Below are 12200 nucleotides of genomic sequence, written 5' to 3'. Positions count from 1 at the left end.
ATGCGAGAAGCCACCTTGAGGGGCTCTCTTGTGGTGAGTAGCGGGTTGAGACACACTCGAAACAGTCCTGGTTGAGCCTGGGCTGTGCACAGACCTCTTCGCAAGGATGCGTCACGATGATCCATACCCCGACCCTGCTGCTGATCTCCCTGGCAATCAACCTGATGTCGGGGCTGATCATGTTGTTCATCCACTCCCTGAAGCCGGGTCGAGGCAACTTTCTGTACTGGTCCCTCTCCGCTTTTCTCTTCTCCCTCTCCATCCTGCTGCTCAGTCTGGGGGTGTTGGGCGGCCATCCGGCGCTGGGCATCCGGGTCGGCGGCCTGGTCTCGCTCATGAGCATCCTGCTGTTGCTCGCCGGTTTTTGTGCGCTTTACGAGCGCGCATGGCATCCCCGTGCCGTGGGGGGAGGCGTGGCGGTGTTGCTGCTGCTCTATCTGGGATTGTCCAGCCTCGCCCCCGTGCGCATTGTGCTGGCCCTGATGGAGTCGATGTTGTACCTGTGGTGCGCCTGCCTCATCGTCTCTCTCGGCCGGCAACAGAAGCGGGTGCTCCATGTGGTGGCGCTCATTTACCTGCTGCATTTCACCATCCTGCTGAGTCAGGGGGGGCTGCTCTTGCTGGGAGCCGAAGGGCGGATGGGAGACGGAGGCTGGCTCGATCTCATCTTCTTCATGCACATGGTGCTGACCATCGGCTCGGTGTTGCTGCTGCCTCTGGTGGCCTATGTGGAGACGGAGGAGGCATTGCTGGCGCTCTCGGAGCGGGATCCCCTCACCGGGGTGCTCAATCGGCGCGGCCTCTTCAGGCAGGGAGAGGGGGCTACGCCTGGCCAGACGCGCTGCGTGGTGGTCCTGGACATCGATCACTTCAAGCGGGTCAACGACCAGTTTGGTCACGGCTGCGGGGATGAGGTCATTCGCTATGTGGCCGGGGTGCTGGTGGCCGAGGTACGCAAGGGTGATCTGGTGGGGCGCATCGGTGGCGAGGAGTTCGCCATCATCATGGGGGGCGTGAGCGGCCAGATGGCCCGCGACATCTGTGACCGGATCCGCCGCCAGATAGAGACGGGCTCCCGGCAGGGGGCCTGCCTGCCGTGCGAGGGGGTCACGGTGAGCATGGGGGTCGTGTGCGCCAGTGCCGAGGCTGACCTGGCACTGATGCTGACCAAAGCCGATGCTGCCATGTACCGGGTGAAGGAAGCGGGGCGAAACGGGGTGCATCTGGCATTCGAGCCGGCACTGCCTCGGCTGGTCGAAAGCAGCGAGGGGTAGACCCTCGCCACCGATAGTGCCTGGCTAGAAGAGTTTGCTGCCCCAACCGAGCTTGTTGCGCAGCACGTGGAAGTAGCTGTAATCCAGCGGATGCACCAGATGAAGCTTGTGGCTGCTCTTCTTGATGAGGATCTCGTCCCCCGGGTGGACCGCCAGGGTGACCTGGCCGTCGCAGCTCACCTGCATGGCGTCGTCCTGGTTGTCTGGCGAGACCAGCAGCCGCACTTCGCTGTCCGCATCCAGCACGATGGGGCGGCTGCTCAGGGTGTGCGGGAACATGGGCACCAGCGTGATGGCGTTGAGTTTGGGGGTGAGGATGGCGCCCCCTGCCGACAGGGAGTAGGCGGTGGAGCCGGTGGGTGTCGCCACTATGATGCCGTCCGAGCGCTGGCTGTACATGAAGCTGCCGTCGATGTAGACCTCGAATTCGATCATGTGGGCGATCTTGCCCGGGTGAAGCACCGCCTCGTTGACCGCGAGGTTGCTCGACTTGCGCTCCCCGTGGCGATAGACGGCGGCCTCCAGCAGGAAGCGATGCTCGCTTTTGAAGTGACCCGAGAGCACCTGCTCCAGGGGCAGCAGATAATCCTGGGGCGAGAGATCGGTCAGGAAGCCGAGGTTGCCCCGGTTCACCCCGATCACCGCCACATCGAACCGTGACAGCACCCGGGCGGCCCCCAGCATGTTGCCGTCACCGCCGACGACGATGGCGAGATCCGCCTGCTCGCCGAGTTGCACCAGATCCATCACGTTCTCCCCGAGCAGCCCCAGGGTATGGGCCACCCGGCTCTCCAGCAGCACACGAAAGCCGCGGCTGGTCAGGTACTGGTACAGGCCGGTCAGGGTCTGGTTGGCCCCCTCGTGATGGGGCTTGCCGATGAGGGCAACGGTTTTGAACGGAGAATCCATAGGTTATCGGGTCTGGGGGAGTCTTGGGGGGAGTATACCGCGCTTTGCCGGGGATTTGTCTGCCTCCGTGGCGGTTGGTGCAATCGGCCCCGAAAAGGGGCTGCCTGGCACGCGGATGGGCGCCATTGTGCCCGATCTGCCCTTTTCCCCTTGAAAGCCGGGGCTGTGTCCCCATAATAGCGCCAACACAGGGTCTGCTGGCGCGTGTCGCTTGTCTGAACGCCAGCCACCCTCACACGCAACCCCTGAATATTGGAGATGTCATGAGCCACGAAGAACAAAAGGTTGAAGCGATGGAGCAAGTGGAAGCCCAGCCAGTCGAGCCGACCGATGTAGACAGTGAAGTGACAGCCGAGCAGGCCCGCATCGCCGAGCTGGAGGCCCAGCTGGAGGCGGCCCAGCAGGCCTCCCTGGAAGAGCGCGAGCGCGCCATTCGCGCCGTCGCCGAGATGGAGAACCTGCGTCGCCGTGCCGCTCAGGACGTGGAGAAAGCCCACAAGTTTGCACTGGAGAAGTTCGCCGCAGAGCTCTTGCCGGTGCTGGACAACCTGGAGCGCGCCATCGAGCTGGCGGACAAGGAGAACGACACCCTCAAGCCGATGATTGAAGGGGTCGAACTGACCCTGAAATCCATGCAGAGCGGCGTGGCCAAGTTCGGCCTGGTGGCGCTGGACCCGACCAACCAGCCGTTCGACCCCAATGCCCACCAGGCCATGAGCATGGTGCCCAGTGCCGACGTGGCGCCGAACACCGTGATCGCCGTGATGCAGAAGGGCTACGAGCTCAACGGCCGCGTCATCCGCCCGGCCATGGTGATGGTGTCCAAGTCCGCTGACTGATCACGCTGTTCTCACCAAGCCCGCCGCTTGGCGGGCTTTTTGTTGGATGTGGCGCCAAAAAAAACTGTCTGGCGTCATTTGGCTGTCAGGTGGCCTGTATGCAGGTTTTTTCAGGGCCGGACTTGAAGCGCCGACTTGAGACCCCATATAGGTTGCAAGGCCACGGCGGCACAAAAAATTTGATGCCGGGAGCTTGAAAGCCACAGTGGCAGGCCCCACCTAGCCGTTAACGTATCAAGGCGAGCCCCTCGCCAGTTTATTCAAAGTATTTGGAGATTCGTCAAATGGGTAAAATCATCGGTATTGACCTGGGTACTACCAACTCCTGCGTCGCTATTCTGGATGGCGACCATGCTCGCGTGATCGAGAACGCGGAAGGCGACCGTACTACTCCGTCCATCATTGCCTATGCCGATGACGGCGAAATCCTGGTTGGTCAGCCGGCCAAGCGCCAAGCCATCACCAACCCGAAGAACACGCTGTTCGCCATCAAGCGTCTTATCGGCCGTCGTTTCGAAGATGACGAAGTACAACGTGACCTGAAAATCATGCCGTACGCCATCGCCAAGGCCGACAACGGTGACGCCTGGGTTGAAGTGAAAGGCAAGAAAATGGCACCGCCGCAGATCTCTGCCGAAGTGCTGAAAAAGATGAAGAAGACCGCCGAGGACTACCTGGGCGAGCCGGTGACCGAAGCCGTCATCACCGTACCGGCCTACTTCAACGACGCCCAGCGTCAGGCCACCAAGGATGCCGGTCGCATCGCCGGTCTGGATGTAAAACGCATCATCAACGAACCGACTGCCGCGGCTTTCGCCTACGGCGTCAACAAGGTCAAGGGCGAGCGCAAGGTTGCCGTGTATGACTTAGGGGGCGGTACCTTCGATATCTCCATCATCGAGATCGACGAAGTCGAAGGGGAAACCACCTTCGAAGTACTGGCGACCAATGGTAACACCCACCTGGGTGGTGAAGACTTCGACAACCGCGTCATCAACTACCTGGTTGACGAGTTCAAGCGCGAGCAGGGCATTGACCTGCGCAACGACCAGCTGGCCCTGCAGCGTCTGAAAGATGCCGCCGAGAAAGCCAAGATCGAGCTCTCTTCTGCCCAGCAGACCGACGTCAACCTGCCGTACATCACAGCAGATGCCACCGGTCCGAAGCACATGAACATCAAGGTGACCCGCGCCAAGCTGGAATCCCTGGTGGAAGACATGGTGAAAGACTCCCTGGAGCCGGTTCGTGTCGCCCTTAAAGACTCCGGTCTGGCGGTTGGCGAGATCGACGACGTCATCCTGGTGGGCGGTCAGACCCGTATGCCGCTGGTTCAGAAGACCGTGGCCGACTTCTTCGGCAAAGAGCCGCGCAAAGACGTCAACCCGGACGAAGCCGTGGCCATGGGTGCTGCCATCCAGGGTGCCGTACTGTCCGGTGACAAGACCGACGTACTGCTGCTGGACGTGACTCCGCTCTCCCTGGGGATCGAAACCATGGGCAGCGTGATGACCGCGCTCATCGAGAAGAACACCACCATTCCGACCAAGAAGTCCCAGGTGTTCTCCACCGCCGAAGACAACCAGTCTGCCGTGACCATTCACGTGCTGCAAGGTGAGCGCAAGCGCGCCAGCGACAACAAGTCCCTGGGCCAGTTCAACCTGGAAGGCATCCGCCCGGCACCGCGCGGTCTGCCGCAGATCGAAGTGACCTTCGACATCGACGCCAACGGCATCCTGCACGTCTCCGCGAAAGACAAGGAGACCAACAAGGAGCAGAAGATCACCATCCAGGCCTCTTCCGGTCTGTCTGATGACGAGATTGAACGCATGGTACGCGAAGCCGAAGCCAACGCGGCCGAGGACAAGAAGTTCGAAGAGCTGGTGCAGACCCGCAACCAGGCTGACGGTCTGGTCCACTCCGTGCGCAAGCAGGTCACCGAAGCCGGTGAAGCTCTGCCTGCCGACGAGAAGACCAAGATCGAGACTGCCCTGAGCGAGCTGGAATCCGCCATCAAGGGTGACGACAAGGCTGCCATCGAAGCCAAGCAGCAAGCGCTGCTGGAAGCGTCCCAGAAGCTGATGGAGATTGCCCAGCAGCAGGCTCAGGCGCAAGGCGCCGCCGGTGCTGACGCCGGTCAGTCCTCCTCTTCTGCCAAGGCTGACGACGACGTGGTCGACGCCGAGTTCGAAGAAGTGAAAGACGACAAGAAGTAAGCCCGACCCGGATGGGCGAAGTCCGCTTCGCCCATCGACTTGAGTCCATGAATTCACGGGCGTTGGGTAACCAACGCCCGTCTGCGTAACTGCTGATATAGCAACAGGATGAGTATGTCGAAGCGCGATTTCTACGAAGTGCTCGGGGTGTCGAAAGGTGCCGACGAGCGCGAGATCAAGAAGGCGTACAAGCGTCTGGCCATGAAGTATCACCCGGATCGCAACCAGGGTGATGCCGGGGCTGAAGAGAAGTTCAAAGAGGTCAAGGAAGCCTACGAGGTCCTGACCGATGAGAACCTGCGTGCCCGTTATGACCAGTACGGTCATGCCGGGGTGGATCCGAGCCAGGGTGGCGGCCACGGCGGCTTTGGCGGTGGTGCCGATTTCGGCGACATCTTCGGCGACGTGTTTGGCGACATCTTCGGTGGTCGCGGGGGCGGTCGTCGCGGCCCGGCCCGTGGCGCTGATCTGCGCTACAACATGGAGCTGACGCTGGAAGAGGCGGTGCGCGGGGTCTCCAAGGAGATCAAGATCCCGACCCAGGTCCACTGCGAAGTGTGCAACGGCTCCGGTGCCCATACCGGCAGCTCTGCCCAGACCTGCCCCACCTGCCACGGCTCCGGCCAGGTGCAGATGCGCCAGGGCTTCTTCGCGGTGCAGCAGCCCTGCCCCCACTGTCACGGTCGCGGCAAGATCATCAAGGATCCGTGCCGCAAGTGCCATGGGGAAGGGCGCTACCAGAAGACCAAGACCCTGTCGGTCAAGATCCCGGCCGGGGTCGACACCGGGGATCGCATCCGTCTCTCCGGCGAAGGGGAAGCGGGGGAAACCGGCGCATCGGCGGGGGATCTCTACGTACAGGTTCACGTGCGCGAGCACGAGATCTTCGTCCGTGACGGCAACGACCTCTACTGCGAAGTGCCCATCAGCTTCACCACGGCGGCGCTCGGCGGGGAGATTGAAGTGCCGACCCTGGATGGCCGGGTCAAGCTCAAGGTGACCCCGGAGACCCAGACCGGCAAGCTGTTCCGCCTGCGGGGCAAGGGCGTCAAGTCCGTGCGCTCCGGCCAGGTGGGGGATCTGATGTGCAAGGTGGTGATCGAGACTCCGGTCAAGCTGACCGAGACCCAGAAAGATCTGCTGCGCCAGCTGGACGACTCCTTCAGCGGCGCCGCTGCCAAGACCCACAAGCCGAAATCCGAGGGCTTCTTCGAAGGGGTGAAACGCTTCTTCGACGACCTGACCAAATAAACGCGACCCGCGTTACCCAAGCCGGCACGGATGTGCCGGCTTTTTTTTGCCCGCCATCTGGCCTGGATCCCCCCTTATTGAGTGGATCCCGATGAGGGATCCTCCTCACAACTTCCGCCAATTCCCCCTGTACAAATGTTATCCCGCTCACACTCCAGCTGAAACGGTTTAGCTGGCATATTGAGTCAGCTAAAGCGGTTTAGCTATCCTCGGCTCGTCAACAACAACAGAGCCCGGACGGGCGACAGAAGACAGGTGAGGACGATGACGATGTTCAAGAGCAAGTTGGCGCTGGCCGTGGCGCTGGGATTGGGAATGAGCAGCCCGCTGTGGGCGGCGGATGGTGGTATCGAGGCTCGTCTGGCGGCGCTGGAGGCGCGGGTGCAGGCAGCCGAGGCGCGTGCCACCGCTGCCGAAGCGCGGGCCGACGAGGCCCAGAGCAAGGCAAACGAAGCCCGCGAGACCGCCGCCGTGGCCAAGGCCCAGAGCGAGAAGGTGGACAAGCAGACCGCCGGTGCCCAGGGCTTCGAGTTCCACGGCTATGCCCGCTCGGGCCTGCTGGTGAACGGCAACGGCAACGGTGGCCGCGGCGGCCCCTACATCACCCCGGCCGGCTCGGTGGGCGGCGCCGTGGGTCGCCTTGGCAACGAGGATGACACCTACATGGAGGCCAACCTGCTGAAGACCCAGACCTTCGATGATGGCAGCTGGGCCCGCTACAAGCTGATGCTGGCGGACGGAGTGGAGACCAGCAACGACTGGACCGCCAGCGATTCCAGCCTCAACACCCGCCAGGTGTTTGCCGAAATCGGCGATCTGGCGAGCTTCAGCGGTCCTTTCCAGCACTCGGTGCTCTGGGCGGGCAAGCGCTTTGACCGGGACAACTTCGACATCCACTGGCTCGACTCGGACGTGGTCTTCCTGGCCGGTACCGGCGGCGGCGTCTACGACGTGCAGCTGGCCGACAGCTGGAAGGCGAACTTCTCCCTCTACGGGCGCGACTACGGCGACATCAGCGCGAGCGGTCTCTCCGACATCGAGAGCTACATCCTCACCATGAACAACCGCGTTGGCAACTGGCAGTGGATGCTGAACGGCCTCTCCGCCAAGGATAACGAGGCGCGCATCAACGACGGCGGCGCGGGCAGCGAAGCGGCGAACAAGGGTGCCCACACCCTGGTGGCCTACCACGCCGACAGCTTCTTTGGCATCAACCCCGGTTTCTCCAAGGCGGCGGTGCTGTATGGCCACGGTCTGGGTGCCGAGCTCAAGGGGCTGGGCTCCGACAGCGAGCTGCTGCCGGATGCCGATGCGGTGCGGGTCGCAGTGTTTGGCGCCACCGATCTTGCGCCCCGCTGGCGTGTGGCCCCGGCCCTGCTGGCCGAGCACAGCCAGGATCGTTACGTGAAAGGGGACGAGTACCGCTGGGTGACCCTCAATGGCCGCCTGGCCCAGGTGCTGAGCCAGAACGTCGAGCTGGTTTACGAGGCGACCTGGCAGTACATGGACCTCGATCCCAAGGGCTACAAGGGTCGTCAGGCGGTGAGCGGCGATTTCACCAAGCTCACCTTCGCGCCGACCTTCAAGGCGCAGACCGCCGGCTTCTTCGAGCGGCCCGAGCTTCGGGTGTTCGCCACCTGGATGGACTGGTCCTCCGAGCTCGACAACTACGCCAGCTCCGATGCCATGGGCCAGAGCAACTTCACCGCCGGGGGCGAGTGGAACTTTGGCGTGCAGATGGAAACCTGGTTCTAGTTCGTTATCCCGATCACAAAAATGGCAGGCGGCCCCGGGATCTGTTGGTTAGCTAAAACGGTTTAGCTGATAATGCGGACCCAGAACCCGGGGCTGACCCCGGCAAATCCTGTGCAGCAGTGGAGTAGCAACAAGGTGACGAATCGTGTGTGGGTAATGGGGGATGCGGTAGTGGACTTGATCCCGGAAGGGGAGCAGCACTACCTCAAATGTCCGGGTGGCGCACCGGCCAACGTGGCGGTGGGCGTTGCCCGGCTCGGCGGGGAGTCGGCTTTCATTGGCCGGGTCGGCGCGGATCCCTTCGGCCGCTTCATGGGGGAGACCCTGGCCAGGGAGGGGGTCGACATTCGCCACCTGATCCAGGATCCGGCCCATCGCACCAGCACGGTGCTGGTGGATCTCGATGACGCGGGGGAGCGCAGCTTCACCTTCATGGTGCGCCCCAGTGCCGATCAATTCCTGAGCCACGCCGATCTGCCGGTCTTCCAGGCCGGGCAGTGGCTGCTGACCTGCTCCATTGCGCTCGCCAACGAGCCGGTGCGCAGCAGTTGCCTGCAAGCCATGGCGACCATCCGTGCCGTCGGGGGGCGGGTCTGCTTCGACCCCAACCTGAGGCCAGAGGTGTGGGGCAACCCTGCCGAGATGCTGCCCGTGGTGCGCGAGGCCATGGCCCTCGCAGACGTGGTCAAGCTCTCGGTGGAGGAGCTGCAACTGCTGAGCGGTCTGGACGATCTGGCGGCGGGGCTTGCCACTCTTTCAGGCCCGGCACTGGTGCTGGTGACCCGGGGGGCGGGGGGCGTGGTGGCCCGTCTGGGTGGCGAGTTGCTGGAGTGGGTGGGGCCCAAAGTGACGCCACTCGATACTACGGGGGCGGGGGACGCCTTCGTCGCCGGGCTGCTGGCGGCCTTGGCCGAACGGACCTCGCTGCCGACGCTGGCCGAGCTGCCCACCATTCTGGCTCAGGCCCACGGCTGCGGGGCGCTCGCCACCACCGCCAAGGGGGCGATGACGGCACTGCCCACCCGCACCCGGCTGGATGAATTTTTGCGATCAGGCGCAGACGGCTGTTGATCTGCGGCTAGAAGCCCGGCTCGACAGCCCCTACTCTCATGTGACAAGGGCCCGCCAGCGTGGCGGGTCATAAGAGGAAGAATATGAATATCAGCGCGATAGCCCAGGATCTGGTGCCCCTGCTCGGGGGCAAGGAGAACATCGTCAGCGCCGCCCACTGCGCCACCCGGCTGCGGTTGGTGCTGGCGGACGACAGCAAGGTGAACAAGGCCGCCATCGACAAGCTGGAGGGGGTCAAGGGGTGCTTCAGCAACGCCGGCCAGATCCAGGTCATTTTCGGCACCGGCCTGGTCAACAAGGTCTATGCGGAGTTCGTGGCGCTGACCGGTACCGGCACCGCCAGCAAGGCGGAGCTGACCGACATGGCGACGGCCAAGCTCAATGTGGCACAGCGCCTGGCGCGGACCCTCTCCAACATCTTCGTCCCCATCATCCCGGCAATCGTCGCGTCCGGCCTGCTGATGGGGCTGCTCGGCATGGTGCGCACCTACGGCTGGGTCAACGCAGACAGCGCCCTGTTTGTGATGCTCGACATGTTCAGCTCGGCAGCCTTCATCATCCTGCCGATCCTCATCGGTTTTACGGCGGCGCGCGAATTCGGCGGAAACCCCTATCTGGGGGCGACGCTCGGCGGCATTCTCACCCACCCGGCCCTGACCAACGCCTGGGGCGTGGCCGGGGGCTTCAAGACCATGGACTTCTTCGGCCTGGATGTCGCCATGATCGGCTACCAGGGCACCGTCTTCCCGGTGCTCTTGGCAGTCTGGTTCATGTCCCACCTGGAGAAGCAGCTGCGCAAGCGCATCCCTGACGCCCTGGATCTCATCCTCACCCCGTTTTTGACCGTCATCATCACCGGCTTCGTGGCGCTGCTCTTCATCGGCCCCGCCGGGCGGGTGCTGGGGGATGGCATCTCGTTCGGTCTGAGCGCCCTCTATGAGCAGGCGGGCTGGCTGGCGGGTCTGGTGTTTGGCGGGACTTATTCCCTTATCGTCATCACCGGCATCCACCACAGCTTCCACGCCATCGAGGCGGGGCTGCTGGCCAACCCTGCCATCGGCGTCAACTTCCTGCTGCCCATCTGGGCCATGGCCAACGTGGCCCAGGGTGGGGCTTGCCTCGCGGTCTACTTCAAGACCCGCGATGTGAAGATCAAGGCCATCACGGTGCCGGCGGCCATGTCCTGCCTGCTCGGTATCACCGAGGCGGCGATCTTCGGGGTCAACCTGCGCTACATCAAGCCCTTCCTGGCCGGTCTGTTCGGCGGGGCCTGCGGCGGCGCCTACGTGGTGGCGGCCAAGGTCGGCATGACGGCGGTGGGCCTGACCGGCATCCCGGGCATGGCCATCGTCCAGCCCATGAGCCTCATCCACTACGTCATCGGTCTGGTGATCGCCTTTGGCGCCGCTTTCGCCGCCTCCTACCTGCTCAAGTACAAGGTGGAGTGATGAAGGAAAGCCATCTCCTGAACCAGGTTGTCCGGTCCCTGCTGGCCGGACAGCTCAAGGCGGCGGCCGATCCCCATCGGCCCCGCTGGCACCTGGCAGCCCCTGTGGGGCTGCTCAACGATCCCAACGGCTTCATCGAGCACGACGGGCGCTATCACCTCTTCTACCAGTGGAACCCGCTCGGTTGCGAGCACCGCAACAAGGGCTGGGGGCATGTCACCTCCACCGATCTGCTGCACTGGCAGCATGAGCCGGTGGCGCTATTGCCCACCGAGGCCTATGAGAGCCACGGCTGCTATTCGGGCTCGGCGGTGAGCGATGAGCAGGGGCGTCTGACCCTCATCTACACCGGCAACGTCAAATACCCGGACGGCAGCCGCACCGCCTACCAGTGTCTGGCCCGCGCCGACGGTGCGGGGGGCTTTGCCAAGCTGGGCCCTGTGCTGGACCTGCCCGCAGGCTACAGCGGCCATGTGCGCGACCCCAAGGTGTGGCACGACGGTCGGCAGTGGCTGATGGTGCTGGGGGCCCGCACCCTGGACGATCGGGGGGAAGTGCTGCTCTATCGCGGTGATACCCTGGATGCCTGGACGCTGGTGGGCCCCATCGCCGGCAGCGGGCGCGGCGGTCTCGGGGAGTTTGGCTATATGTGGGAGTGTCCGGACCTCTTCCCCCTGGGAGATCGCCATGTGCTGATCAGCTGCCCGCAGGGGATTGCCCCGCAGGGAGAGGATTATCGCAACCTCTACCAGTGCGGCTGGCTGGCGGGTGATTTCGACGGCGAGAGGTTCGAGCACGGGGCTTTCCATGAACTGGACCGGGGATTCGAGTTCTATGCCCCCCAGACTACCCAGGACAGCCAGGGGCGGCGCCTGCTGTTCGGCTGGCTGGGCTTGCCGGAGGAGAACGAGATGAGCCAGCCCACTCTCGAGCACGGCTGGATCCACCAGATGAGCTGCCCGCGGGAGCTGTTCTGGCAGGATGAGTGGCTCTGCCAGCGGCCGGTGGCTGAGCTGGGCGCCCTGAAAGGGGAGCAGACCCGCTTCGAGGGGGCGCCGGACGAGCTGCCTGCCCTGGCCATCGACTCGGCCTGGCTCGATCTGGCGCTGTGCGGTGAAGGGCGCCTCGGGTTCGGGGCCGTGGTCGAGCTGTGCTGGCTGCCGGGGCGTCTTGTCCTGCGTCGCCAGAACTGGCAGAGCGGGGAGTGGGAGGAGCGAAGCGCCCCCTGGCTTGGGGGCAAGATCACCGTCTTGTGTGACCGCTCCAGCCTGGAGTGCTTCGTCGATGGCGGTCGCCAGAGCTTGTCGACCCGTTACTTCCCCGGCGAAAACCCAGTACTTTCCGCACGTTGCGGTGGTGATGGCAGCAAAATTTGTCTCGATCACTGGCCGCTGGCGACCTGCCTAGTACAATAGCCCGGTATCAGTTTGCCGGGAGGTC

The 12200-nt window shown here is 63.6% G+C and carries 9 protein-coding genes; 8 read left to right on the top strand and 1 reads right to left on the bottom strand.

The genetic code is table 11. The annotated features are described in order from the left end of the window. The first annotated feature begins 116 nt into the window (after nucleotides 1–116). The gene (locus C2U37_RS00145) at nucleotides 117–1274 is read left to right on the top strand and encodes a GGDEF domain-containing protein (RefSeq protein WP_104451703.1); all 1158 of its coding nucleotides are present in this window, start codon (nucleotides 117–119) and stop codon (nucleotides 1272–1274) included. Nucleotides 1275–1298: 24 nt separating this feature from the next. Here the strand turns inward: C2U37_RS00145 and nadK are convergent, their stop codons facing one another. Continuing rightward, complete coding sequence (nadK, locus tag C2U37_RS00140; RefSeq protein WP_010673644.1) at nucleotides 1299–2183, bottom strand: NAD(+) kinase; 885 nt, start codon at nucleotides 2181–2183, stop codon at nucleotides 1299–1301. 263 nt (nucleotides 2184–2446) lie between these two features. Here nadK and grpE point away from each other — a divergent pair, with 263 nt between their 5' ends. The 7 genes from grpE (at nucleotide 2447) to C2U37_RS00105 (ending at nucleotide 12175) form a co-directional block, all read left to right on the top strand. Beyond that, nucleotides 2447–3022, top strand: a complete 576-nt coding sequence (grpE, locus tag C2U37_RS00135) for a nucleotide exchange factor GrpE (protein ID WP_029314044.1) — start codon at nucleotides 2447–2449, stop codon at nucleotides 3020–3022. Nucleotides 3023–3306: 284 nt separating this feature from the next. Next, nucleotides 3307–5235 carry a molecular chaperone DnaK gene (gene dnaK, locus C2U37_RS00130; RefSeq protein WP_052814974.1) on the top strand — a complete coding sequence of 643 codons (1929 nt, stop codon included), beginning with the start codon at nucleotides 3307–3309 and terminating at the stop codon, nucleotides 5233–5235. Between the two features lie 114 nt (nucleotides 5236–5349). Next, nucleotides 5350–6486 (top strand): molecular chaperone DnaJ, encoded by a 1137-nt coding sequence (gene dnaJ / locus C2U37_RS00125; RefSeq protein ID WP_045524008.1) that lies wholly within the window; start codon nucleotides 5350–5352, stop codon nucleotides 6484–6486. Nucleotides 6487–6750: 264 nt separating this feature from the next. After that, nucleotides 6751–8241 (top strand): carbohydrate porin, encoded by a 1491-nt coding sequence (locus C2U37_RS00120; RefSeq protein WP_104451702.1) that lies wholly within the window; start codon nucleotides 6751–6753, stop codon nucleotides 8239–8241. Between the two features lie 156 nt (nucleotides 8242–8397). Then, complete coding sequence (locus C2U37_RS00115; RefSeq protein WP_234918007.1) at nucleotides 8398–9312, top strand: aminoimidazole riboside kinase; 915 nt, start codon at nucleotides 8398–8400, stop codon at nucleotides 9310–9312. Nucleotides 9313–9395: 83 nt separating this feature from the next. Then, entirely contained in the window at nucleotides 9396–10760 is a 1365-nt protein-coding gene (locus C2U37_RS00110; RefSeq protein ID WP_102948701.1) for a sucrose-specific PTS transporter subunit IIBC, read from the top strand. Further along, nucleotides 10760–12175, top strand: a complete 1416-nt coding sequence (locus tag C2U37_RS00105; RefSeq protein WP_102948700.1) for a glycoside hydrolase family 32 protein — start codon at nucleotides 10760–10762, stop codon at nucleotides 12173–12175. Before C2U37_RS00110 ends, C2U37_RS00105 begins: the two co-directional genes overlap by 1 nt. The last annotated feature ends 25 nt before the right edge of the window (nucleotides 12176–12200 follow it).

Source organism: Aeromonas sp. ASNIH1 (assembly GCF_002934285.1).
In the GTDB taxonomy this organism is placed as follows: Bacteria; Pseudomonadota; Gammaproteobacteria; order Enterobacterales; family Aeromonadaceae; genus Aeromonas; species Aeromonas caviae.
Note: the sequence above shows the minus strand (reverse complement) of the source record. Positions and strands in the feature narration are given on the sequence as shown.

Excerpts from the sequence above, each read along its gene's own strand:
- dnaK (WP_052814974.1), top strand. The coding sequence starts at position 3,307 with ATGGGTAAAATCATCGGTATTGACCTGGGTACTACCAACTCCTGCGTC.
- grpE (WP_029314044.1), top strand. The coding sequence starts at position 2,447 with ATGAGCCACGAAGAACAAAAGGTTGAAGCGATGGAGCAAGTGGAAGCC.
- C2U37_RS00110 (WP_102948701.1), top strand. The coding sequence starts at position 9,396 with ATGAATATCAGCGCGATAGCCCAGGATCTGGTGCCCCTGCTCGGGGGC.
- C2U37_RS00120 (WP_104451702.1), top strand. The coding sequence starts at position 6,751 with ATGACGATGTTCAAGAGCAAGTTGGCGCTGGCCGTGGCGCTGGGATTG.
- C2U37_RS00115 (WP_234918007.1), top strand. The coding sequence starts at position 8,398 with ATGGGGGATGCGGTAGTGGACTTGATCCCGGAAGGGGAGCAGCACTAC.
- C2U37_RS00145 (WP_104451703.1), top strand. The coding sequence starts at position 117 with ATGATCCATACCCCGACCCTGCTGCTGATCTCCCTGGCAATCAACCTG.
- C2U37_RS00105 (WP_102948700.1), top strand. The coding sequence starts at position 10,760 with ATGAAGGAAAGCCATCTCCTGAACCAGGTTGTCCGGTCCCTGCTGGCC.
- dnaJ (WP_045524008.1), top strand. The coding sequence starts at position 5,350 with ATGTCGAAGCGCGATTTCTACGAAGTGCTCGGGGTGTCGAAAGGTGCC.
- nadK (WP_010673644.1), bottom strand. The coding sequence starts at position 2,183 with ATGGATTCTCCGTTCAAAACCGTTGCCCTCATCGGCAAGCCCCATCAC.